The 22,659-nt window shown below is 69.0% G+C and carries 24 protein-coding genes; 9 read left to right on the top strand and 15 right to left on the bottom strand.

The window, feature by feature from the left end; translation table 11 throughout:
* Nucleotides 1-15: 15 nt before the first annotated feature.
* From AC0IZJ_RS06470 to kefF, 4 genes are read right to left on the bottom strand one after another with little or no spacing between them, the layout of a single operon-like run.
* Complete coding sequence (locus AC0IZJ_RS06470) at nt 16-1,923, bottom strand: serine/threonine-protein kinase (protein WP_471847841.1); 1,908 nt, start codon at nt 1,921-1,923, stop codon at nt 16-18.
* Nucleotides 1,916-2,476 carry an ECF-type sigma factor gene (locus tag AC0IZJ_RS06465; protein WP_471847839.1) on the bottom strand — a complete coding sequence of 187 codons (561 nt, stop codon included), beginning with the start codon at nt 2,474-2,476 and terminating at the stop codon, nt 1,916-1,918. Before AC0IZJ_RS06465 ends, AC0IZJ_RS06470 begins: the two co-directional genes overlap by 8 nt.
* Nucleotides 2,473-4,335: a glutathione-regulated potassium-efflux system protein KefC gene (gene kefC, locus AC0IZJ_RS06460; RefSeq protein WP_471847837.1), complete on the bottom strand. Its 1,863-nt coding sequence runs from the start codon at nt 4,333-4,335 to the stop codon at nt 2,473-2,475. The genes AC0IZJ_RS06465 and kefC overlap by 4 nt, the downstream gene beginning before the upstream one ends.
* On the bottom strand, nt 4,332-4,985 hold the full coding sequence (gene kefF, locus AC0IZJ_RS06455) for a glutathione-regulated potassium-efflux system oxidoreductase KefF (protein WP_471847835.1): 654 nt from the start codon (nt 4,983-4,985) through the stop codon (nt 4,332-4,334). Before kefF ends, kefC begins: the two co-directional genes overlap by 4 nt.
* A 52-nt stretch (nt 4,986-5,037) precedes the next feature.
* On the opposite strand from kefF, the gene AC0IZJ_RS06450 reads away from it, so the two are divergent.
* Together AC0IZJ_RS06450 and AC0IZJ_RS06445 are read left to right on the top strand one after the other, a co-directional pair.
* Nucleotides 5,038-5,493: a MaoC family dehydratase gene (locus AC0IZJ_RS06450; RefSeq protein WP_471847833.1), complete on the top strand. Its 456-nt coding sequence runs from the start codon at nt 5,038-5,040 to the stop codon at nt 5,491-5,493.
* Between the two features lie 46 nt (nt 5,494-5,539).
* On the top strand, nt 5,540-6,445 hold the full coding sequence (locus AC0IZJ_RS06445) for a DUF808 domain-containing protein (RefSeq protein ID WP_471847831.1): 906 nt from the start codon (nt 5,540-5,542) through the stop codon (nt 6,443-6,445).
* Nucleotides 6,446-6,458: 13 nt separating this feature from the next.
* Here the strand turns inward: AC0IZJ_RS06445 and AC0IZJ_RS06440 are convergent, their stop codons facing one another.
* From AC0IZJ_RS06440 to AC0IZJ_RS06420, 5 genes are all read right to left on the bottom strand, one after another.
* A complete protein-coding gene (locus AC0IZJ_RS06440; protein WP_471847829.1) occupies nt 6,459-7,304 on the bottom strand; it encodes a segregation and condensation protein A in 846 nt (281 codons plus the stop codon).
* A gap of 9 nt (nt 7,305-7,313) precedes the next feature.
* On the bottom strand, nt 7,314-7,517 hold the full coding sequence (locus AC0IZJ_RS06435) for a DUF3460 family protein (RefSeq protein WP_471847827.1): 204 nt from the start codon (nt 7,515-7,517) through the stop codon (nt 7,314-7,316).
* Between the two features lie 37 nt (nt 7,518-7,554).
* Nucleotides 7,555-8,286 carry a YoaK family protein gene (locus AC0IZJ_RS06430; protein ID WP_471847825.1) on the bottom strand — a complete coding sequence of 244 codons (732 nt, stop codon included), beginning with the start codon at nt 8,284-8,286 and terminating at the stop codon, nt 7,555-7,557.
* 77 nt (nt 8,287-8,363) lie between these two features.
* Nucleotides 8,364-10,463, bottom strand: a complete 2,100-nt coding sequence (gene metG, locus AC0IZJ_RS06425) for a methionine--tRNA ligase (protein ID WP_471847823.1) — start codon at nt 10,461-10,463, stop codon at nt 8,364-8,366.
* 44 nt (nt 10,464-10,507) lie between these two features.
* Nucleotides 10,508-10,690, bottom strand: a complete 183-nt coding sequence (locus AC0IZJ_RS06420) for a hypothetical protein (protein WP_471847821.1) — start codon at nt 10,688-10,690, stop codon at nt 10,508-10,510.
* Between the two features lie 606 nt (nt 10,691-11,296).
* On the opposite strand from AC0IZJ_RS06420, the gene minC reads away from it, so the two are divergent.
* The 3 genes from minC to minE are packed head-to-tail and all read left to right on the top strand — an operon-like array spanning nt 11,297 to nt 13,261.
* The gene (gene minC, locus AC0IZJ_RS06415) at nt 11,297-12,118 is read left to right on the top strand and encodes a septum site-determining protein MinC (RefSeq protein WP_471847819.1); all 822 of its coding nucleotides are present in this window, start codon (nt 11,297-11,299) and stop codon (nt 12,116-12,118) included.
* A 47-nt stretch (nt 12,119-12,165) separates the two neighbouring features.
* Nucleotides 12,166-12,981 carry a septum site-determining protein MinD gene (gene minD, locus AC0IZJ_RS06410; RefSeq protein WP_471847817.1) on the top strand — a complete coding sequence of 272 codons (816 nt, stop codon included), beginning with the start codon at nt 12,166-12,168 and terminating at the stop codon, nt 12,979-12,981.
* 13 nt (nt 12,982-12,994) lie between these two features.
* Nucleotides 12,995-13,261, top strand: coding sequence for a cell division topological specificity factor MinE (minE, locus tag AC0IZJ_RS06405; protein ID WP_471847815.1), 267 nt, complete (start codon nt 12,995-12,997; stop codon nt 13,259-13,261).
* Here the strand turns inward: minE and AC0IZJ_RS06400 are convergent.
* Both AC0IZJ_RS06400 and AC0IZJ_RS06395 read right to left on the bottom strand, forming a co-directional pair.
* On the bottom strand, nt 13,258-13,509 hold the full coding sequence (locus AC0IZJ_RS06400) for a VF530 family protein (RefSeq protein WP_471847813.1): 252 nt from the start codon (nt 13,507-13,509) through the stop codon (nt 13,258-13,260). The genes minE and AC0IZJ_RS06400 overlap by 4 nt on opposite strands.
* On the bottom strand, nt 13,506-14,096 hold the full coding sequence (locus AC0IZJ_RS06395; protein ID WP_471847811.1) for a lysophospholipid acyltransferase family protein: 591 nt from the start codon (nt 14,094-14,096) through the stop codon (nt 13,506-13,508). The genes AC0IZJ_RS06400 and AC0IZJ_RS06395 overlap by 4 nt, the downstream gene beginning before the upstream one ends.
* A gap of 122 nt (nt 14,097-14,218) precedes the next feature.
* Between AC0IZJ_RS06395 and AC0IZJ_RS06390 the strand changes: the two genes are divergently transcribed.
* Entirely contained in the window at nt 14,219-15,889 is a 1,671-nt protein-coding gene (locus AC0IZJ_RS06390) for a serine hydrolase domain-containing protein (protein ID WP_471847809.1), read from the top strand.
* A 2-nt stretch (nt 15,890-15,891) separates the two neighbouring features.
* Here AC0IZJ_RS06390 and AC0IZJ_RS06385 read toward each other — a convergent pair whose 3' ends face one another.
* Nucleotides 15,892-16,170 carry a 2Fe-2S iron-sulfur cluster-binding protein gene (locus tag AC0IZJ_RS06385; protein ID WP_471847807.1) on the bottom strand — a complete coding sequence of 93 codons (279 nt, stop codon included), beginning with the start codon at nt 16,168-16,170 and terminating at the stop codon, nt 15,892-15,894.
* On the opposite strand from AC0IZJ_RS06385, the gene AC0IZJ_RS06380 reads away from it, so the two are divergent.
* Together AC0IZJ_RS06380 and AC0IZJ_RS06375 are read left to right on the top strand one after the other, a co-directional pair.
* A complete protein-coding gene (locus tag AC0IZJ_RS06380; RefSeq protein WP_471847805.1) occupies nt 16,164-16,685 on the top strand; it encodes a YgjP-like metallopeptidase domain-containing protein in 522 nt (173 codons plus the stop codon). The two genes, AC0IZJ_RS06385 and AC0IZJ_RS06380, sit on opposite strands and share 7 nt — an antisense overlap.
* Nucleotides 16,682-17,620, top strand: coding sequence for a tRNA dihydrouridine synthase (locus AC0IZJ_RS06375; protein ID WP_471847803.1), 939 nt, complete (start codon nt 16,682-16,684; stop codon nt 17,618-17,620). The genes AC0IZJ_RS06380 and AC0IZJ_RS06375 overlap by 4 nt, the downstream gene beginning before the upstream one ends.
* Before the next feature lie 28 nt (nt 17,621-17,648).
* Here AC0IZJ_RS06375 and AC0IZJ_RS06370 read toward each other — a convergent pair whose 3' ends face one another.
* From AC0IZJ_RS06370 to AC0IZJ_RS06360, 3 genes are all read right to left on the bottom strand, one after another.
* Nucleotides 17,649-18,380, bottom strand: a complete 732-nt coding sequence (locus AC0IZJ_RS06370; protein ID WP_471847801.1) for a type 1 glutamine amidotransferase domain-containing protein — start codon at nt 18,378-18,380, stop codon at nt 17,649-17,651.
* 215 nt (nt 18,381-18,595) lie between these two features.
* Nucleotides 18,596-19,255 carry a peroxiredoxin gene (locus AC0IZJ_RS06365; RefSeq protein WP_471847799.1) on the bottom strand — a complete coding sequence of 220 codons (660 nt, stop codon included), beginning with the start codon at nt 19,253-19,255 and terminating at the stop codon, nt 18,596-18,598.
* Nucleotides 19,256-19,357: 102 nt separating this feature from the next.
* Nucleotides 19,358-20,053, bottom strand: a complete 696-nt coding sequence (locus tag AC0IZJ_RS06360; RefSeq protein WP_471847797.1) for a hemerythrin domain-containing protein — start codon at nt 20,051-20,053, stop codon at nt 19,358-19,360.
* 122 nt (nt 20,054-20,175) lie between these two features.
* Here AC0IZJ_RS06360 and AC0IZJ_RS06355 point away from each other — a divergent pair, with 122 nt between their 5' ends.
* On the top strand, nt 20,176-22,635 hold the full coding sequence (locus AC0IZJ_RS06355; RefSeq protein WP_471847795.1) for an ATP-binding protein: 2,460 nt from the start codon (nt 20,176-20,178) through the stop codon (nt 22,633-22,635).
* Nucleotides 22,636-22,659: the final 24 nt, after the last annotated feature.

The following is a 22,659-nucleotide window of genomic DNA, read 5'->3' as shown; positions in this document are numbered from 1 at the left end:
GGATCAGGGCGAGGCTCAGGGGGCCGAGCAGCCGGGCAGTCCGGCCTCCCCGGCCAGTGCACGCGCCGATGCGGCGTCGCTGGCGCAACGGCGGGCGATCAGCGCGGCCAGCGGCTGCTTGAGGAAAGCGGCGCGCAGGCCGGTGCTGCCGCGCAGCAGCTGCAGGGCCAGGGCTTCGTCCTGCGGCGCGTTGACCAGGCTGGCGCGCTGCAACAACTGGCGGGCGTGGTCGCTGGCGATGTAGGGCCGGGCATGGGTGACGTGGTTCAGCGCCCGGTTGACGGCGTCCAGCGCCTCGCCGCGCCGGCCGCCTGACGCCAGCAGCTCGCTCAAGGCCAGCCAGGTCGCGGCGTGGCCGCTGTCGTCGGGCGCGTCCGCGGCATAGCGAGCCAGGGCCTCGCGCAGCAGCGTTTCACGTTCGGCGGCATCGGCGCCCTCTCGTTGGCGCAGGTCGTGGCGAGCCAGCCACCATTCGGCGCGCAGCAGGCCGCGCGCCGGCAGCGCCTTGTCCATCTCCGCCAGCAGCGCGGCGGCGGCGGGCAGATCGGCCTCGGCCAGCAGCGGCCACACCAGGCCCATGCCGGCGTACTGGGTGCGCTCGTGGCTCAGGCCCAGGCGTGCCTTCAGCAGCGCGTAGCGGCGCTCGCTCAGGGCACGGCTGCGCTTGGCCTCGCCCAGATAATCGTGCAGCGTCGCCGTGATGCGCAGCAGTTCGTCGGCCGTGTCGGGGTCGGTGGGCAGCGTGGCCTCGATGCGGGCCATGCGCTCGGCCAGCAGGCGGCGCAGCGCGGCCTCGGGCTGGGCGGCATCGGGCGCGCGGCGGTCCAGGGTCTTGAAGAGATCCAGCAGATAGGCGTTGGCCGCTTCGGCGCGGCGGGCCTCGCGGCGCGCGCTGTCGGCCTGCCAAAGCGCGGCGGCGGTGCCGACCAGCAGCGCTGTCGCGCCCAGCAGCGGCCAGCGCTGGCGGCGCAGGAAGCAGGCGAGGCGGTAGCCGCGCGCCTGTGGCAAGGCGGCCACGGGGCGGTGGTCCAGCAGGCGGTGGATGTCGCTGGCCAGCGCGTCAACGTCGGCATAGCGGTCGGCGGGCTGATGGGCCTGGGCGCGGGCGATGACGGCGGCCAGCGCGCGGTTGCGCTCGGGCAGCGGCACCAACGCGTCCAGCACGCCGCCCAGGCCGTAGACGTCCGCGGCAACGGTCAGCGCCTCGCCGCGCTGCTGCTCGGGCGCGGCCAGGCCGGGCGTGAAGGCGCGCGGGCCGGGCGTGTGCAGCAGGCGGGCGATGCCGAAGTCCAGCAGCTTCACGCGGCCGTCGTCGCCAACGAGGATGTTGCCGGGCTTGAGGTCGGCATGCAGCACGAGGCGGGCATGGGCGTGGCGAACCGCGTCCAGCACCTGCAGGAAGACGATGAGGCGGGTGCGCAGCGGTTTGTGGGCGAGCGCATCGGTGATGGGCTCACCGGCCACCCACTCCAGCGCCAGCCACGGCTGGGCTGCCTCGCCACCCGCGTCGTAGAGCCGCGCGATGTGCGGGTGCTCCAGGCCGATGAGCAGGGCGCGCTCTTCGCCCAGTCGCTCGCTCAGCCGCTGGCCCGGGCGCGGCAGCTTGAGTGCGACGCGGCGGCCGGCCATGGGCCCGTCGACCTGCTCCGCGCCCCAGACCTCGGCCATGCCGCCTTCGCCGATGCGCTCGATCAGGCGGTAAGGACCGATGTGCTGGCCGGGTGCGGCAAGGGCCGTCGCCGCGTCCAGCGCCGGCAGGTCGGCGTCGCTGTCATGCGCCCGCAGCAGCGCGCGCAGCGGCGTTGACAACTCCTCGGGTTGCGTGGCCAGCCAGGCCTCGCGGTCGGCCGCGCCCAGTTTCACCGCCTCATCGAATGCCGCCGACACCTGCGGCCACAGCGAGGCTGGGATGGAATCAGCCATTCAACTGCATCAGCAGGAAGGCGCGCGCTTTCGTCCAGTGGCGGCGCACGGTGCGGTCGCTCAGGCCGAGCGCTTCGGCCGTCTCGACCTCGGTGTAGCCGCCGAAGAAGCGCAGCTCCACGACCTGGGCCAGGGCCGGCTCCAACGCCGTCAGCGCGTCGAGGGCGGCGTCCAGCGCCAGCAGGCGGTCCGCGTCGGCCTCGGGCGCGGCGGCGTCCACCATGGCCGTGTCCCAGCTCAGCGCCTGCCAGTCCCCGCCATGCCGCTGGGCCTGGCGGCGGCGCAGGTGGTCGATGACGATGTGGCGCATCGCCTTGCTGGCCAATGCGTAGAAGTGGTGGCGGTCGGCCAGCGGCGAGGCGGGTGCCTGGGCCAGGCGCAGAAAGCCATCGTGCAGCAGGTCCTCGGTGGCCAGGCTGGGCGCGGCCGGCCCGCGCAGCCGCGCACGGGCGATGCGGCGCAGTTCGGGGTAGACCAGCGGCCAGGCGGCCTGCGCGGCGGCGGCGTCGCCCCGGCGGGCGGCGTCCAGCAACTCGGTCAGCGGCAGGCTCATCCCGGTTTGACGTCCGCAGCGTCCGTGGCCTCGTGCCGGTCCCAGCCGCCGCGCTGGGCGCGGCGTTGCGCCTCCTCGGCTTCGCGCTCCGCAGCCAGCAGCTGCTCGAACTGCTGGCGGCCGAGCTTGGCGGCGGCGATCAGCGCGCCCTCGTCACCCTGCAGCGGCACCATGCGGTCCAGCACCTCGATGTTGTGGCGCCGGAAGCGCATGGCCTGGCGGCGCGCGGCATGCGGCTCCATGCCGTTGAGCTCCAGCACGCTGCGGGCGCTCATCAGCGCGGAGTCGAAGGTCTCGCGCTCGATGTGGCGCACGCCGGCCTCGTGCAGCTGGTAGTAGTGCTGCACATTGCGCGCGCGGGCGACGACGGTGAGCTGCGGGAAATGCTCGCGCGCCAGCTCGGCAATCTCCACGCTCTGGCCGATGTCGTCGATGGCGATGACGAGGATGCGTGCCGTCTGCGCGCCGGCGGTCTTGAGCATGTCCAGCCGCGTGGCGTCGCCGTAGTGCACCGTCCAGCCGAAGCGGCGCAGCGTCTCGATGGCCTCGGCGTCGTGGTCCAGCACGGTGGCTTCGAGGCCGTTGGCGCGCAGCATGCGGGCGACGACCTGGCCGTAGCGGCCGCTGCCGGCAATGATGATGGGCGCGGGCGGCGGCGGGGGCGCCTCGCCGCGTTTCTTGGCACCGCGTCGCGCGAGCTTCTGCGACATCAGCCGGTCGCCGCCGGTCAGCAGCAGCGGCGTCAGCGCCAGCGACAGCGCGACGGAGGCGACCAGCGCGGAGTTCTGCGCCGCATCGATCATGCCGTTGCCCTGCGCGAGCTGGAAGACGACGAAGCCGAACTCACCGCCCTGGGCCAGCAGGATGACGAAGGCCGGTCGCTCGACGAGCGGGATCTTCATCGCCTTCGCCATCACGGCCAGCACGAGGATCTTGCAGCCGAGCAGGGCCGCGACGAGCGCCAGCACGAAGCCCGGCTGGGCGGCCACGGCCTTCAGGTCCAGCCCCATGCCGACGGCGATGAAGAACAGGCCCAGCAGCAGGCCCTTGAAGGGCTCCAGGTCGGTCTCCAGCTCGCGGCGGTATTCGCTTTCAGCCAGCAGCACGCCGGCGAGGAAGGCGCCCAGCGCCATCGACAGGCCGACGACCTGCATCAGCGCCGCCGTGCCGAGCACCAGCAGCAGCGCGGCGGCGGTGAAGATCTCGGGCGTCTTGCTCTGCGCGATCCAGCGCAGTGCCGGCCGCAGCAGCAGCCGGCCGCCGAAGATGATGACGACGATGGCGCCGATGGCCTTGGCCGCCGCCAGCCAGGTCTTGCCATCGCCGTCGTCATGCGCGCCGCTGAGCGCCAGGATGGGCACCAGGGCCAGCACCGGGATGGCGGCAATGTCCTGCAGCAGCGCGACGGACAGGATGCTTTCGCCCGCCGTCGTGCGGCCCAGGTTGCGCTCGGCCATCACCGCCAGTGCGACGGCCGTGGACGACATTGCCAGGCCCAGGCTGACGACGACGGTCAGCCGCCACGGATAGCCGAGCGCCAGGCCCACGGCCGCCAGCACCGCCGCGCAGCCCAGCAACTGCACGCTGCCCCAGCCGAAGATGGGCCGGCGCATGGCCCACAGCCGCTTGGGCTCCAGTTCGAGGCCGACGAGGAAAAGCATCAGCACGACGCCCAGCTCGGCCACCTCGGGGATGGCGGTGGATTCGGGCACGAGGCCGAGCATCGCCGGGCCGATCAGCAGGCCGGCGACAAGATAGCCAAGGATGGAGCCGAGCCGCAGGTAGCGGGCGAGCGGCACCGCCAGCACGGCGGCGGCGAGGAACACCAATGGCAGTTGCAGCCACGCACCATGGCTCATACGGTGCTCCCGTCGATCGCCGAAAACAGCGGCGGTCGCTCATCCAGTTCGACGTCGTCCTCATCGCCCACCGGCGGCTCGGCCAGGTGCTCGCACCACTCGGGGTAGTGCACCAGCCGCTTCACGAACAGCTCGGCATGGGCGTTGATCTCGGCATCCGTCGCGCGGTGGGCGCCGTGCAGGATTTGCGGCGGCAGGTAGTTCATGCCGCAGGTGCGCGCCGACTGGAGGTAGGGCAGCAGGAACTCGCCGATGGCATGGTGGTTGTGGCCGCCCGGTGCATAGGCATCGGCACCGCCGCCGGTGGAAGTGACCAGCCAGAAATCCTTGCCATGCAGGGCCGTGCCGCCCGGGCCGTAGGCCCAGCCCAGATGAGCCACCTCGTCCAGCCAGAGTTTTTGCAGAGCCGGCATGCTGTACCAGTAGATGGGGTGCAGCATGACGACGAGCTTTGCTGCCTCCAGCGCGCGCTGCTCGGCGTCGACGTGGATGTGAAAGTCGGGATAGAGACGGTAGAGGTCGCGCAGCTCCACGCGGCTGGCCACCGGCGAGGCGCGCAGCGCGTCTATCAGCGTGCGGGTGGCATGGGAGCGGCCCAGGTCGGGGTGGGCGGCGAGAACGAGGATGTCGCGGACGGTACTTTCAGGCATAGGGCGCTAGGGTAACTTCGGGGCGCGACCAACCCTTTCCTCGTCAGCCCGAATGCGCATCTTCGAGACCCTCGCCGAACTGCAAGCCCTGATCGGCCAACCCCTGGGTCACAGTGACTGGATCACCGTTGACCAGGCCCGTGTGAACGCCTTCGCCGAGGCGACGGAAGACCGGCAGTGGATCCACGTCGACCCCGAGCGCGCCAAGGCAGGGCCCTTCGGCGGGCCGATTGCCCATGGTTTTCTCACCCTGTCGCTGATCCCTTACTTCTTCGAGACCGGCTTTTCGGTGCGTGAGTCGCGCATGGTCATCAACTACGGCCTCAACAAGGTGCGCTTCACGAAGCCGGTGCCGGTGGGCAGCCGCCTGCGCGGCGCGTTCAAGCTGCTGGCGATGGACAGCGTGGCCGGCGGCGCCGTGCAGCTGACCGTGGAAGTGGCCGTCGAGGCCGAGGGCGCCGCCAAGCCGGTGTGCGTGGCGGAGAGCCTGGCCCGTCACTACCGGTGAAATAGCGGGATAGCATCGCGGCCGTTCCCAACGACCGCACCGCACCATGGCCTCCAGCCTGTTCGTTCTGCTCGACGACATCGCCACCATCCTCGACGACGTGGCGGTGATGACCAAGGTGGCCGCCAAGAAGACGGCCGGCGTGCTGGGCGACGACCTGGCGCTCAACGCGCAGCAGGTCACCGGCGTCAACGCCGACCGGGAACTGCCCGTCGTCTTTGCGGTGGCCAAGGGCTCGCTGATCAACAAGGCCATCCTCGTGCCGGCTGCGCTGGCCATCGCCACGTTCGCGCCCTGGGCCATCACGCCGCTGCTGATGATCGGCGGTGCCTTCCTGTGCTTCGAGGGCTTCGAGAAGCTGGCGCACAAGTACATGCACAGCAAGGACGAGGAGGACGCCCATCATCAGGAACTGGTGCAGGCCGTGGCCGATCCGCAGGTGGACATGGTCAAGTTCGAGCAGGACAAGATCAAGGGCGCCGTGCGCACCGACTTCATCCTCTCGGCGGAAATCATCGTCATCTCGCTGGGCACCGTGGCCACGGTGTCCTTCCAGAGCCAACTGGCCGTGCTGGTGGCCATTTCGCTGGTGATGACGGTGGGCGTCTACGGCCTGGTGGCCGGCATCGTGAAGCTGGACGACGCGGGCCTCTGGCTGTCGCGCAGCGCCAGCGCCGCGTCGCGGGGCGTGGGCCGTGGCCTGCTGGCGATGGCGCCATGGCTGATGAAGACCTTGTCGGTGGTCGGCACGGCGGCGATGTTCCTGGTGGGCGGCGGCATCCTCGTGCATGGCATCCCGGCACTGCATCACATCGTCGAGGGTTGGGTTGCGGGCCAGTCGTGGGGCGTCGCGGCGCTGATCGAGAACGCGGCCAATGGTGTGGCGGGCATAGTCGCCGGCGCCGTGGTGCTGGCCGTGTGGACCGGCATCCAGAAGCTGCGCGGCAAGTAGGCCGGCGGCCGGCTCAGACCGGCGTGTAGGCCAGCCTGACGTAGATCGGCGCGAACGCCTCGGCCTGCGTGATCTCCAGCAGGCATTCCTTGGCCAGTTCCAGCAGCGCGATGAAGGTGACCACCAGCACGGCCTGGCCGCGGGTCACGTCGAACAGCTGCTCGAACTCGACGAAGCGCTGGCCCTGCAGGCGGCGCAGCACGATGCTCATGTGCTCGCGCACCGACAGCTGCTCGCGGCTGATGCGGTGGTGCTGGTTGAGCTTGGCACGCTTGAGGATGTCCAGCCAGGCGTCACGCAGGTCGTTGCTGTTGACGTCGGGAAAGTGCGGCGTCAGTGACTGCTCGATGTGGATCTGGGCGCGCTGGAAGTCCCGGCCCAGCACCGGTAGGCGGTCCAGCCGGGCGGCGGCGAGCTTCATCTGCTCGTACTCCAGCAGCCGGCGCACCAGCTCCGCGCGCGGGTCCTCGACCTCCTTGCCGTCCTCGCTCTTCTTGGGCGGCAGCAGCATGCGCGACTTGATCTCGATCAGCATCGCGGCCATCAGCAGGTATTCGCTGGCCAGCTCCAGGTTGTGGCGGCGGATCTGCTCGACATAGCTCAGGTACTGGCGCGTCACGTCGGCCAGCGGGATGTCGAGGATGTTGAAGTTCTGCTTGCGGATCAGGTAGAGCAGCAGGTCCAGCGGGCCCTGAAAGGCTTCCAGGAAGACCTCCAGCGCATCCGGCGGGATGTAGAGGTCCAGCGGCATCTGGAACAGCGGCTCGCCGTACAGGCGCGCCACTGCGACCGCATCCACCACCTCGGGCATGTCCGAAGCTGCGGCCACCGCCTGGCTGGCTTCGTCAGCCACGGCCATCGTCAGGGCTTACTTGTCGGACGTCTGATAGACGTAGGGCTGCTGCGCGACCTTGGCGTCATCAAAGGCGGCCTGGGCGGCGCGGTCCTGGGGCTTGTCCCACAGGAGTGCGCGGCCGGCGCGTTGTTCGGCTTCGAGCGTGGGGCGCTGGGCCTTCAGTTGCTCGATGAAAGACGTGACTTCGGATTTGTAGGGCTTCCAGAACAGCGGCATGGCGGGTCTCTCAATCGAATCGCGGCATTTTATCGGGCTATCTGGCGCGAAGCCGGCCAAGGTCGTCCAAGGCTGGCACGGCGCCGAGGAGCATCAGAAACAAGGCCAGTGGCAGCGTGGCCGTGTAACCCACCGCCTGAAAGGTCAGTGCCCCGAGAAAGCCGCCGATGGCGAAGGCGAGCAGCAGGCCGCTGAGCAGGCGCAGCTTGGTGGCGCTGGCCTTGGCGCCCGACAGCGCGCGGCCGAGTTCGATGCCCAGGTCGGTGACGATGCCGGTGACATGGGTGGTGCGGATCTCGGCGCGCGAGATCTTGGTGATCAGCGCGTTCTGCAGGCCCATCGTGAAGCACAGTACCGCGACCGCCGCCGGGATGAAGACGGCCTGCACGCCGGTCAGCCAGGCACCCATCAGGCCGAACAGCACAAGGCAGGCGGCCTCCAGGAGCAGCGGCAGCGCGAAGACGCTGTGCGCCTGTCGCTGGCGGCCGAAGTTGACGAGCAGCGAGGTGCTGGCCGCACCGGCCGTGAAGCTCAGCAGGGCACCGACGGCCGTGACCAGGGCCTGCGTCGTGCCCATCGCCAGACCGTCGGCGGCGGCGGAGACCATGCCCGTCATGTGCGAGGTGTATTGCTGCACGGCCAGGAAGCCACCCGCGTTGATGGCGCCGGCGACGAAGGCCAGCATCCAGCCCAGGTGGGCGTTGCCTTGCGGGGTGCGTTGCTCGGCCAGGAGTTGGCGGGCGTAGGCGAACGGGACGGCGGTTGGCATGGCGGGCGGCTCGGCGATGAACTGCGACGCCCCGATTCTGAGGGCGCCGCCCGGCCGGGCCACTACTCGTGCGACGTTCAGCGAACGCGCATGCCGGGTTGGGCACCGGGGTAGGGCTCCAGCACGAAGATGCCCGGCGTGGCCTTTTCGTCAGCGTGGCTGGCGGCCAGCACCATGCCCTCGCTGATGCCGAACTTCATCTTGCGCGGCGCGAGGTTGGCAACCAGCACGGTCAGCTTGCCTTCCAGATCTTCGGGCTTGTAGGCCGACTTGATGCCGCTGAAGACGTTGCGCATGCGGCCCTCGCCGGCGTCCAGCGTCAGGCGCAGCAGCTTGTCTGAGCCTTCGACATGCTCGGCCTTGACGATCCTGGCGATGCGCAGGTCGACCTTGGCGAAGTCGTCGATCTTGATCTCGGCGGCAATGTCTTCGCCGCCCGGCGGGCCGACCGCGATGTCCGACGCCTCCAGGGGCAGGGTGGCGATGTGACCGCCCGCCGCGGGCGGGGCCTCGAACAGCTGCTCGACCTTGGCGAGGTCGACGCGCTGCATCAGGTGCTGGTAGGCGCCGATCTGGTGGGCGCCGAGCGCGCGGGCGCTGTCGCCCCACTGCAGCGGCTCGACCTTCAGGAAGGCCTCGACTTGCAGGCTGAGCGCCGGCAGCACGGGCTTGAGGTAGATCGTCAATAGGCGGAAGGCCTCGATGCAGACGCTGCAGACGTCATGCAGCGCGGCGTCCGCGCCGTCCTTCTTGGCCAACTCCCAGGGCTTGTTCTGGTCGACGAACTCGTTGACCTTGTCGGCCAGCGCCATGATCTCGCGCAGCGCCTTGCCGAATTCACGGGTCTCGTAGAGCTCGGCGATGGCGTCGCTCTGGGCCATGAGGGCTTGCAGCAGCGCCGTGCCTTCCGCGCCGGTGGCTGCACTCAGCTTGCCCTCGAAGCGCTTGGTCAGGAAGCCCGCCGCACGCGAGGCGATGTTGATGAACTTGCCGACCAGGTCGCTGTTGACGCGAGCAGCGAAGTCCTCGGGGTTGAAGTCGATGTCCTCGACCTTGGCGTTGAGCTTGGCGGCGATGTAGTAGCGCAGCCATTCGGCGTTCAGGCCCAGGCCGAGGTACTTGAGCGGGTCCAGGCCGGTGCCGCGGCTCTTGCTCATTTTCTCGCCGCCGTTGACGGTCATGAAGCCGTGCACGTAGACGTGGTTGGGCGTCTTGCGGCCGCTGAAGTGCAGCATGGCCGGCCAGAACAACGTGTGGAAGTAGGTGATGTCCTTGCCGATGAAGTGGATCTGCTCCACGTTGTCGTCGGCCATGAACGAATCAAAGTCCTTGCCCAGCTTGCCGAAGTAGTTCTTCAGCGAGGCGAGGTAGCCGACGGGCGCGTCCAGCCAGACATAGAAATACTTGCCCGGCGCGTCCGGGATCTCGATGCCGAAGTAGGGCGCGTCGCGGCTGATGTCCCAGTCGCTGAGGCGGTTCTTGCCTTCCTCGTCGGGCTCGAACCACTCGCGGATCTTGTTCAGCACCTCGGACTGCAGGCGGCCGGGCTCCTGCGTCCATTGCGTCAGGAAGTCGACGCAGCGCGGGTCGCTGAGTTTGAAGAAATAGTGTTCGCTGGTCTTCAGCACCGGCGTGGCGCCGGACAGCACCGAGTAGGGGTTGACCAGCTCGGTCGGCGCGTAGACAGCGCTGCAGACCTCGCAGGAATCGCCGTACTGGTCCTTCGCACCGCACTTGGGGCACTCGCCCTTGATGAAGCGGTCCGGCAGGAACATCGACTTCTCGGGGTCGAAGAACTGCTCGATGGTCTTGGACGTGATCAGCTCGTTGCGGCGCAGCGCGAGGTAGACGGCCTTGGACAGCTCATGGTTCTCCGGCCCGTCCGTCGAGTGCCAGTTGTCGAAGCTGATGTGGAAGCCGTCGAGGTATTGCTGGCGACCGGCCGCGATGCCGGCGACGAAGTCCTGCGGTGTCTTTCCGGCCTTCTCGGCCGCGATCATGATCGGCGCACCGTGGGCGTCGTCCGCGCAGACGAAGTGCACCTGCGAGCCTGCCATGCGCTGGTAGCGAACCCAGATATCGGCCTGGGTGTACTCCATGATGTGGCCGATGTGGAAACCGGCGTTCGCATAGGGCAGGGCGGTGGTGACGAAGAGCTGGCGGGGCTGACGGGACATGGGGCGCTGGAACTGCAGAAACTGAACGAAAAAACCGGGCGATCTTAGGTTTGCGGTGCGGCGGGGTCGGAGGGAGCAGGCGCGGCTTCGGCGTCGGTCTGCGGTTCCTCGGGGGCGCTGCCATCCTCGGGCTTGCCGCTCAGCTTGCGCTGGCGCTTGTCTTCGGCCTTGCGCTTCTTGGCCAGCTCGCGCTGGCGTTTCTCATAGCTGTAGTTGGGTGAGGCCAAGTGCGTTTCTCCTGGGGGCGCCCGCACGCGCGGGCAGCAGCCAATGTAACCCGCTGACCCGGGAGGGACCGAAGCTCACTTGGCAACGAAAGCTACGAGCCGCCTCAAGGAAGCCGCCTAAGTCACTGATTCGTAACACTTCCAAAAGCTATCCACCGATGCTGTGGAAAACTTTGTGGAGAACTCGCTTCCATCGCCTCCAAGCCCTTGTGTGATGCGGTTCCGCTTAGGTTGCCTTCTTTTTGAGCAGCGGCTAGCGCCTATATGAATCAATAACTTAGCGCGGGTGCTCGGGTGGGCGGCAGGCTAGGGGGACTGAGGGTCCAAAAGACTTGACGCATCTCGGAAGTGGGGATAAGTCAAGCGCCGGTCAACCGATGTCACGGTTCTGGATGACAGCTGGATGTCATTTGTCCCCGGGATCTGTGGACAAGTCTGTGGGCCGACTGACGACATCGCTGCTAAGTGCTTGATCGGCCACCGCCCGGCTTGCGCTGCCCGTTTTTTGGGCGCCGGCGCTGGGGGCAGTCCCTACATGGCCGAACGGGCCTTGCAACGGGCGGCGGCTAAACTCGCGCCCTTTTGAGCGGGGCAGCAGCGGCGCAGATGGTGGAAACGACGAGGGATGGCGGCGGGCGCAAGAGCGTTTCGCGCACCGGCACTTTCGAATTGAAGTCGCGCCGCTTCAGCCTGCTCGGTCTGGTGCTGCACAGCGCCGACATGGCCGAGATCGCGGCCGACTGGGCCGAGCGCGCCGGTGCCGGCGGCTTCGAGCATGAACCCGTCGTCATCGACCTGAGCGCGGTGCCGCGTGCACCTGCCGCCGCCGCTGCGGAAGGCCAGGCGGCGCTGGCGCTGGACGGCCCGGCGCCGGTCGACCTCAGAGCCATCGTGGAGTTGCTGCGCGCCAGCCAGCTGCAGCCCGTGGCCGTGGCCGGGGCCACAGCCGAGGAATTGGCACTGGCGCATGAGCTGGGCCTGGCCGATGCGGCCGACGAGCCTGCTGCCGAGCGAGCCACGGAGCGCACAGTGCCCGTCGAGGCCGTCCGCGAGGTCATCGTCGAGCGCATCGTCGAAAAGCCGGCCGCACCTGTGCCGACCATGATCATCGACAAGCCGCTGCGTTCGGGCCAGCGCATCTATGCCAAGGGCGGCGACCTCGTCGTGCTGGCGCTGGTGAACCACGGCGCCGAGGTCATTGCCGACGGCAGCGTGCATGTCTACGCGCCGCTGCGCGGCAAGGCCATCGCCGGCGCGCGCGGCGACACGACCGCGCGCATCTACGCCCACAGCCTGGAGGCGGAGCTGCTGTCGATCGCCGGCATCTACCGCACCGCCGAGAACCCGCTGCCGGCCGATGTGGCGGGCAAGCCGGCCCAGGTCTTTCTCGATGGCGAGAAGCTGCTGATGCAGCCACTTTCGCTGTAAGGCTCTCTGACCCCCCCGATTGAACTGAACACAACAGGAAAGCTCAGATGACCAAGATCGTCGTCGTCACCTCCGGCAAGGGCGGGGTCGGCAAGACCACCACCAGCGCGAGCTTCGCCACCGGCCTGGCCATGCGCGGCCTCAAGACTTGCGTGATCGACTTCGACGTCGGCCTGCGCAACCTCGACCTCATCATGGGTGTCGAGCGCCGGGTCGTGTACGACCTGATCAACGTCGTCAACGACGAGATCAAGTTGACCCAGGCCCTCATCAAGGACAAGCAGCTGGACAAGCTCTACATCCTGGCTGCGTCCCAGACGCGCGACAAGGATGCGCTGAAGCAGGAAGGCGTGGAGCGCGTGCTCAACGAGCTTAAGGAGATGGAGTTCGACTACATCGTCTGCGACTCGCCGGCCGGCATCGAGACCGGTGCGCTGATGGCCATGCACTACGCCGACGAGGCGCTGGTGGTGACCAACCCCGAGGTGTCGTCAGTGCGCGATTCGGACCGCATCCTCGGCATGCTGAGCAGCAAGACCAAGCGCGCCATCGAGGGCGGCGAGCCGATCAAGGAGCACCTGCTCATCACCCGCTACAACCCGAACCGGGTCGAGGGTGGACAGATGCTGAGCCTGGACGACATCCACGACATCCTGCGCACGCCGCTGATCGGCGTCATCCCCGAGAGCGAGAGCGTGCTGCAGGCGTCCAACCAGGGCACGCCGGCCATCCATCTGGCCGAGACCGACGTGGCCGAGGCCTACAAGGACGTCGTCGCGCGTTTCCTGGGCGAAGACAAGCCGATGCGCTTCACCGAGGCCGTGAAGCCGAGCTGGTTCAAGCGCGTCTTCGGTGGCAAGTGAGGGAGGCCGCACCATGGGATTCCTGAACTTTTTCCTCGGCGAGAAGAAGAACACGGCCAGCGTCGCCAAGGAGCGGCTGCAGCTGATCCTTGCCCACGAACGCAATGGCCGCAGTTCCAGCCCCGACTACCTGCCGCAATTGCAGCGCGAGCTGGTGGCCGTCATCAGCAAATACGTGTCGATCAACCCCGACGACATCAAGGTGCACATGGAGCGCCAGGGCGACTTCGATGTGCTCGAAGTCAAGATTGAGTTGCCCGAGGCCGCTCCCGGACGCTAACGGGGCGGTCGCTCGGCGCGTGCCTGCTCGCGCCGCATGAACAGGTAGAGGCTCTCCACCTTGGCGCGCGCCCACGGCGTCTTGCGCAGGAACTTCAGGCTGGACGCCACGCTCGGGTCGATGCGAAAGCATTTGATCTCGATGCGCTGGCCCAGCTCGGCCCAGCCGAAATGTTCGACCAGCGCGGTCACGATCGCTTCCAGGGTGAGGCCGTGCAGCGGGTCCTTGGACGTCGTGGTCGTGTTCATTCGTGGGTGAACTGGTCTGAGTTTTTGCCCTTGAACTGGGCGTAGTAGCGCTTGATCTCGGCCATGTCGGCGTCCACGTCTCCGGTGGGCCGGAACAGCGGCCCGAGGCCGACGAGCTTGCGCGGATAGTCCATGTGGGCCATGACGATGGGCAGCTCGGCGGTCACGGCAATCCAGTAGAAGCCCGTCTTCCAGTAGATGGTCTTGCTGCGCGTGCCCTCGGGCGGCACGATGAGCTGCACCGGGCCGTCTGCGTTCTTCAAGGCCTCGGCGGACGCGGCAACGAGGTTGCTGGACTTGCTGCGGTCCACCGGGATGCCGCCCAGCCAGCGCATCAGGCCGCCGAACGGGAAGCGGAAGATCGACGACTTGCCGATCCAGTAGGGTGTCAGGCGCAGCGCGAACGACGCGAACAGCGTGTAGGGCAGGTCCCAGTTGCTGGTGTGCGGCGCGGCGATGAAGACGCTCTTGCGCGCCTCTGCGGGCAACTCGCCCTGCACCGTCCAGCCGGCGAGCTTCAGCCAGGCGATGGACAGGCCCCGCAGCAAGGTGCTGACCCCCGGGGTCGTGAAGATGGTGCGGTGCATGCACCGAATTATCCCGGGCGCTACAGCTCATGCCCTCGTTCGTGCAGCCTGTCGCAGTCGCGTTTGTCACGGATCACGACTGCGGCGATGCTGCGCCCTCCCGCAACCCCAGCCCGCCCCCCATGCGCAACCCACAGATCCCCGTCGCCATCCTGCTGTCGCTGTTGCTCGGTGCTGCCCAGGCGGCCACGCCAGCCACGCCCGCCGCGACGTCGGCCTATGCCGACCAGTTGCTCGACGCGCAGAAGATCGCCAGTGACGGCCCGGGCGTCACGGTGCTCGTGGCGCGCGGCAACCAGCTGCTCTACAAGGGCGCGCGCGGCGCGGCCAGCATCGAGCTGGGCGTGCCCATGCAGCCGGACCACCTGCTGCGCATCGGCTCCGTCACCAAGCAGTTCGCCGCCGCCACGCTGCTCAGGCAGATCGACGAGGGCAAGGCGAAGTTCGACGATCCGCTCGCCAAGTTCCTGCCCGACTATCCCAACGCGGCCAACATCACGCTGCTGCAGCTGCTCAACCACACCTCGGGCGTGAAGAGCTACACCGGCATTGCGGGCTACATGGTCAACCCCATCCGGCGCGACCTGACGACGGCCGAGCTGATCAAGGAGTTCAAGGACCTGCCGGCGGACTTCGCGCCGGGCGAGAAGTGGGCCTACAACAACTCCGGCTATGTGCTGCTCGGTGCCGTCGTCGAGGCCATCTCGGGCAAGAGCTGGCACCAGACGCTGGACGAAGCGCTGCTCAAGCCCAGCCAGATCACCACCGTTCGCTTTGAGGCCGGCGACCAGCTCATCAAGGGCATGGCGCGGGGCTACACGCTGAACGGCCAGGGCCAGGTCGCGCCGGCGGGCCTGCTCAGCATGACGCAGCCGCACGCGGCCGGCGCGCTGATCGGCAACGCCGAGGGCCTGTGGCGCTGGAACCATGCCCTGCACGGCGGCAAGCTCATCAGCAAGGCCAGCTACGAGCGCATGACCACGCCCGAAGGCCCGGCCAAGCCGCGCAACTACGGCTTCGGCATCGGCACAGGCAGCTTGCGCGACCAGCCGCAGCTGTCGCATGGCGGAGGCATCCACGGCTTCGCCTCGTTGCTGAACTACCTGCCGACGAGCCAGACCACGGTCGTCATCCTGCGCAACAGCGACGGCCCCGGCCTCAACATGGACCTGGTCGCGCGCAAGCTGGCGGCCTTCGCCATCGGCGAGCCCTTTGCCGAGCCCAAACCCGTGGCGGTGCCCGCCGAGCAGCTCAAGAGCGCCGAGGGCGTCTATGCCCGCGAGGACAAGCAGACCCGCACGCTGCGCGTGAAGGACGGCGTGCTGCAGAGCCAGCGCAGTGGCGGTGGCGTCGCCGCGCTGGTGCCGCTGGGCAAGGACCGCTTCGCCTTCGCGGATTCGCTGTCCGAACTGCAGCTGGAGCGTGGTGCCGACGGCAAGGTGGCGGCCGTGCGCGTCTTCAACAACGGCGAGAGCAAGGGTGAACTGTGGGCGCTCAGCGGTGAGCTGCCGCCCGAGCGCGCCGTCCTGACCCTGAGCGCGGCGCAGATGGAGGCCCTGGTGGGCGAATACAGCGCGCCGCAGTTCTCCATCAAGGTCTTCATCGACGACAAGGGTCGGCTGCTGGGCCAGGCGCCGGGCCAGCCGAGCTTCGAGCTGATGGCCAGCACGCCGCGCCAGGCTCATGTGCCGCAGGTTGGCGCCCAGTTGGACTTCAGCGCCGGGGAGGGCAAGGCCACATCGGTCACGCTGACGCAAGGCGGTCAGACGCTGGTGATGCCGCGCAAGCCGTGAGTTCAGGCGCGGTGCAAGGTGACATCGCTGCGCGGGCAGGCCACGCAAGGCAGCACCCAGCCCTCGACCTTCTCCTCGGCAGAGAGGCCAGGCCAGGGGATGCGGTGCTCGATGCGGCCCTCCGTCAAACGTGACATGCAGGTGCGGCAGGTGCCATTGCGGCAGGACCAGGGCAGGGCGATGCCGGCGGCCAATGCGGCCAGCAGCAGGGGTTGATCCGGCGCACAGTCGAAAATGGCGCCTTGCGGCTCCAGCCGCACCGTGAATCTCTCTGATGACATCGCCCCATCTTGCCAGCCCCAGCACCGCCGCCCGCTATCTCGCTGGCTATGCCCCCGAACTGATCGCCCAGGCCGAAACGCTGCGCAGCGAAGGCCGCCTGGCTGACTACCTCACCCGCCGCTATCCCGAGCGCCACGAGGTGCGCAGTGACTCGGCCTTGTTTGCCTATGTGCAGGACCTGAAGGCCCGCCACCTGCGCAATGCCGAGCCGCTGAACTCGGTCAACTATGACGCCAAGCTGCGTGTGCTCCAGCACGCCCTGGGCACACACACCCGCCGCACCCAGGTGCAGGGCACCAAGCTCAAGATGCGCCGCGAGATTCGCGTGGCCACGCTGTTCAAGGAAGCGCCCGCCGCGCTGCTGCGCATGATCGTCGTGCACGAGCTGGCCCATCTGCGCGAGCTGGAGCACAACAAGCCGTTCTACAAGCTGTGCCAGCACATGGAGCCGGACTACTTCCAGCTCGAGTTTGATTTGCGGCTGTACCTGATGAGCCTCGAGGAATCGAAATGATCCTGCTGGCGCCGATGGAAGGCCTGCTGGACCACATCCTGCGCGACGTGCTGACCCGCGTCGGCGGCGTGGACCGCTGCGTCAGCGAGTTCATCCGCGTGACCGACCAGCTGCTGCCTAACCGCGTCTTCACGCGCATCGTGCCGGAGCTGACGAACGGCGGCCGCACGGCGGCGGGCGTGCCGGTGCACCCGCAGCTGCTGGGGTCGGACGTGACCTGCCTGGCGGAGAACGCCGCGCGGCTGGCGGAGCTGAAGCCCGAGGGCATCGACCTCAACTTCGGCTGCCCCGCCAAGTGCGTGAACCGCCACCGCGGCGGTGCGGTGCTGCTGGACAAACCGGAGCTGATTCACGAGATCGTCGCCGCCGTGCGCCGCGCCGTGCCGGCCGACGTCATGGTGTCGGCCAAGATGCGCCTGGGCTTCATGGACGACAGCAGGACGCTCGACGTCGCCCGCGCCATCCACGCGGCCGGCGCGCAGGAGATCGTCGTCCACGCTCGCACCAAGGCCGATGGCTACAAGCCGCCGGCCTACTGGGAGCGCATCGCCGCTGTGCGCGAGGCGGTGCCCATCACCGTCATTGCCAACGGCGAGATCTGGACGGTCGAGCATGCCGAACTGGCGCGCGAACGCAGTGGTTGCGAGCACCTGATGCTCGGCCGCGGCATGGTGGCCGAGCCCAGCCTGGCGCTGCGTGTGGCGGGCCTGCGCCGCGAGCCCTTGCCCTGGGCCGAGCTGCTGCCGCTGATGCAGCTGTTTTTCAGCCAGGTGCGCTCCACCGTGGCGGCCAAGCACCAGGGCGGCCGGCTCAAGCAGTGGCTGCACTACATGAAGCGGGCCTACCCCGAGGCGGAGCAGGCCTATGCCGAGCTGCGCACGGTCAACGACCCGGACGAGCTGGCCGCGCGATTGTTCGCCGTCGGCTTGCGGTGAAGAATTTGCCGTAAGCCCTTCTGTTGCGTCATTTCGGCCAGATGGCGGCGTTCTGGCCAAGGAGCGGCGTGCCGCGCCTGCGGTGCTCCCTGATTGCCCAGAAAGCGAGCGCCAGGCCGATGATCGCCGCCGTGCGGATCGACGGTCGCGGCAGCCACTTCATGGCGCTGAGGACGAGCGCCGGGGCGGCGGTCCGCTGCGGTGCGGAAGTCGCGCCGCCCGCTTCAGCCGTGTGCTTCTGCCGCAGCGACTGGCGCCCCGAGAAGTGATTCATCATTGCCTTGACGAACGGCGCAATGTCCTGCGGCCCGCGGCTGGTGAGCCAGTTGCGGTCGATCACCACTTCCTGGTCGAGCCACGTTGCTCCGGCATTGACCAGGTCGTCGCGCACGCCGGGCCACGAGGTCATCGTGCGCCCCTGGGTCAGGCCTGCGGACGACAGCAGCCACGGCCCGTGGCAGAGCGTCGCGATCGGCTTGCCGCTGGCGTCGAACTGGCGCACGAACTCGCGCGCGGCCTCGGACTGGCGCAGCAGGTCCGGGTTGATGAAGCCGCCCGGGATGAGCAGGGCGTCGTAGTCTGCGGCGCTCGCCTCCGCCAGCGTGCGGTCGACCGCCACGCGCGAGGCTGGCTCATGCAGGTTGACCCCACGGATGCGGCCCGGGCGCAGGGACACGATGTCGACGTCGGCGCCGCCGGCACGCAACGCAGCGACTGGAACGGCCAACTCGACCTTCTCGAAACCGTCGGCGGCCAGCACCGCAATGCGCCGGCCCTTGACTTGACGACCACTTGGCATGATTGACTCCTTTGCAATTTCGGCCTGCCGGCATGGCAAGCCCAACGACGACGTGGCAACGGGGTCCCCTGACGGCAAGGCCGGTGCCTGGTGCCGGTCAACCGCCGAGGCTTGAAACGCAAACGGCCGGGTGCCGGCATCTGCCAGCACCCGGCCGCAAAGGGCGCGGATGGCGATCAGCTGGGCTGCTTCGTGATGCGCAGATAAGGCTTGGGTGCCTTCCAGCCGCCCGGGAACAAGGTCTTCGCGTCCTCGTCGCTCACCGAGCCGGCAATGATCACGTCGTCGCCCTGCTTCCAGTTCACCGGCGTGGCCACCTTGTGCTTGGCGGTGAGTTGCATGCTGTCGAGCACGCGCAGGATCTCGTCGAAGTTGCGGCCCGTCGTCATCGGGTAGGTCAGCATCAGCTTGATGCGCTTGTCCGGGCCGACGATGAAGACCGAGCGCACGGTGGCGTTGGTGGCGGCCGTGCGGCCTTCGGACGTGCCTTCGATGTCGGCCGGCAGCATGTTGTAGAGCTTGGCCACGGCCAGGTCATGGTCGCCGATCATGGGGTACTTGGGCAGGTGGCCCTGGGTCTCCTCGATGTCCAGCGCCCACTTGTGGTGGTTGTCCACGGGGTCGACGGACAGGCCGATCAGCTTGGCGTTGCGCTTGGTGAACTCGGGCTCGATCTTGGCCATGTAGCCCAGCTCGGTCGTGCACACCGGTGTGAAGTCCTTGGGGTGCGAGAACAGCACGGCCCAGCTGTCGCCGATCCAGTCGTGGAACCTGATCTCGCCCTGGGTGGTCTGGGCGGTGAAGTCGGGGGCGATGTCGTTGATGCGCAGGGACATGGTGATCTCCTTGGGTGGGGGGCAGGGTGGGGGTGAATGATAGGAACGAAGCAAGGGCTTGTTCCGCATGAGCTTGTTCGGTTTCTGGAGAAGGGATGCGCCTCAAGCGGCTTCGAGGCTCGGCACCTCGGCGATGACCGCGGACCAGACCTGCGGCCCTGCGGCGCTGCGCACGACCGGCAGCAGGTGGGCCCACTGGGCCGGCGTGCACACCGTCTGCAGTGAATGCGCGAACACGCGCGTCGCGCCGGCCGGCGAGTTCTTGGTGCTGCCGAAGGCGGCGAGCGAGGCGATGCCGTGGGCGACGAAGGTGTCGAAGCCGCCGTGGGCCATGCCGGCCGACACGCACCACTCGGCGAACAGCGCCGCCCGGCCTTCCTGGGGCAGGCGGGCGACGAGCGGCATCATGACGTCTTCCTCATGCAGCAGATGGGCTTCCGCACAGGTGCGGTAGGCGGTCCACGCATCGCGCAGGGCGCCGGCGCCCTGCGCAATGGCGCGCGTCACGGCCGCCTGCAGCTCGTGCTCGTCGGCATGCTCGGCGCGGAACAGAGCGGCATTGACGGCACCGTCGAAGAGCTGATCGAGCATCGTCGTGATACCGCCGCCGGCGCCTTCCACGCCGTCCTCCATCGCTGCATGCACGTCGATGGCCTGCACATAGCCCTGCCACGCGGTGGCAAAGCCGGCCAGGTCGCCGGCCTCGGCCAGCGGGGCCAGCACCTTGGCGAGGTCGTTGCGCAGCACCTCGTGATAGTTGCGCATCACGGCGGGGATGGAGACTTCGGGTTCGGTCATGGCGGGCTCCTGGGGGGTGTGTTGCTGTGGAACGAATGCTGGCGGCGGGCGGCGTTTGATGGTTGTTCAACGTTGTTAAACCGGCGGCTTTAAAGTGCCCGCCGCAATGACACGGAGCCGCCTTGCCCGCCACTGAATCCGCTCTCCCAGCCAGGCCGCTGCGCTTCGGTGCCGGCGGCCGCTTCGAGCTGCGCCCGGCCGAGTACCGGCTGCTGGTGGACGGCGAGCCGTCCGCCCTGGGCGGCCGCGCGTTGGAGCTGCTGTTCACGCTGGCCGGCCGGCCCGCCGAACTGTTCACCAAGGCCGCGCTGATCGAACGCGTCTGGCCCGGGCTGGTGGTGGAAGAGGGCAACCTGCGCGTGCAGGTCAACGCGCTGCGCCGCCTGCTCGGCGAGGACGCCATTGCCACCGTGCCCGGGCGCGGCTACCGCTTCACGGCCGTGCTGTACGACGAGGCGCGCACCGCTGCCGCGCCACCTCAGGAGCCCGGCACGCCCGCGCTGTTCGGCCGCGATGCCGACCTGGCCCGGTTGCGCCAGGCGCTGGCGGCACCCGGCTGCGTCAGCTTGGTCGGCAGCCCCGGCGTGGGCAAGAGCAGCCTGGCGCGCGAGGCACTGGCGCGCTGGCCGGGCCGCAGTGCCTGGGTCGACCTGGCGCCACTGACGCTGCCGGCGCAACTGCCCGACGGCATCGCCCGTGCCTTCGGCGGCCAGTTGAACCCGGGCGAGGCGCTGCCCCAGCTGCTCGACCTCATCCCGGCTGACGATGACGTGCTGCTGGTGCTGGACAACGCCGAGCACCTCGCCGCCACCTGCGCCGAGTGGGCGGTGCAGGCGGCCGCGCTGCCCCGCCTGCGCCTGCTCGTCACCAGCCAGCTCCCGCTGGGCGTGGCGGGCGAACGGCTGCTGCGCCTGGAGCCGCTTCAGGTGGCCGAAGGCGTCGACGGCCCGGACACCCGCGAGGGGGCGCTGGCGCTGCTGATCGCCCGCATCCGCGCCGTGGACGCGCGCTTCGACGTGTCGGCCAGATCACTCCCTCCGCTGGCCGCGCTGTGCCGCCAGCTCGACGGCCTGCCGCTGGCGCTGGAGCTGGCTGCCGCCCGCGTGCCGCTGATGGGCCTGCAGGCCGTGCACGACGCGCTGGCTGAGCGCTTCGCGCTGCTGTCCCGCGGCCGGCGCGATTCCTCGGCCCGCCACCGCACGCTGCTCGATGCGCTCGACTGGAGCCATGGCCTGCTGGAGCCGGCCGAGCAGCGCCTGTTCCGCACGCTGGGCGTGTTTGCCGGTGGCTTCACGCTGGACCTGGCCATCACGATCAGCAACGACGAGCACACGAGCCGCTGGGACGTCGTCGACGGCCTGGCCACGCTGGTGGAACGTTCCCTCGTCAGCGTCGCCAGCGATGACCCGCCGCGCTACCGCCTGCTGGAGACGATGCGTGCCCATGCGCTGGCGCGGCTCGGCGACGCGGACAGCCATTCCGCCCGCCGCCGGCACGCCGCGGCGGTGCTTGCGCTCATCGCCACCAGCGACGACGCGGCGCTGTGGCTGGCTGACATGGAAAACGCCCGCGAGGCCTTCCTGTGGGCGCGCGAGCACGACCTCGGCACCGCCGCCCAGATCGGCGCGCGCGCCGCGCGGGTGATGGTGTTCACCGTCTGGCGCCACGAGGTGACGGCGTGGATGTTGTCGCTGCTGCCGGCGATGGAGACCCGCGGCGAGGCGGTGCCGCCGCAGGTGCAGGCGCTGTGGTGGTCCATGCTGGGTTACCTGCTGCTCATCCGCACCGACCCGCGCGCCGTGCCGGTCGCACGCAAGGCTGTCGAGCTCTGGCGGCCGCTGGGCAACTCCGCCGAGCTGCTCATCGCCGCGGCCCACTGGGTGCGCGCCTTCACCGAGGACGCACCCGAGCTGGACGAGGCCTGCACGCTGCTGCGCCAGCTGGCGGCGGGCGACGACTCGGCCCCGACACGGCTGCGCCTGAACGGCGCGCTGGCCGTGGTGGCCCGCCTGCGTGGCGACACGGCCGGACTGCTCGCCTGCATGGAACGCGAGCAGCTTGCCGCCCGGGAACTCGGCCAGTCGCAACGCGTGCAGGTGGCCGAGAACAACATCTGCCTGACGCTGGTGCGCCTGGGCCGCTTCGAGGAAGGCGCCACGCGCACCCGCGCGCTGCTGGAGGTGCTGGATGCCGACGGCAGCGGCAGCAACGGCAGCCTGCCCTGGGTGCTGAACGCCCTGGTCGAAGCGCTGGTCGGCCTGGGTCGGCTGGACGCGGCGCAGGCCCTGCTGCCGCGTTCCCTTGCGGCGCAGCGGCGCTTCGGCACCACGGTGGCCTGGCTCGGCATCCTGCCGCTGCTGGTGGCTCAGGGTCGCATCGAAGCCGCCTGCCGCCTCGCCGGCCATGTGCGCAGCCGGTGGACGGCCAACGACACCACGCTGGACCCGCTGGAGCTGCGCGCGCTCGACGGCGCGCTGGATGCCGGCCGGGCCCTGCTGGGCAGCGACATCACCGCTGCGCTGGAGGCCGAGGGCAGGGCGCTGGGGGATGAGGCGGTGGAGGGCTTGGTGTTGCGGCGCTAGCGGGCCGCCGGGGCGATCCAGCAA

The sequence above is a fragment of the Roseateles sp. AC306 genome (genome assembly GCF_979253795.1).
Note: the sequence above shows the minus strand (reverse complement) of the source record. Positions and strands in the feature narration are given on the sequence as shown.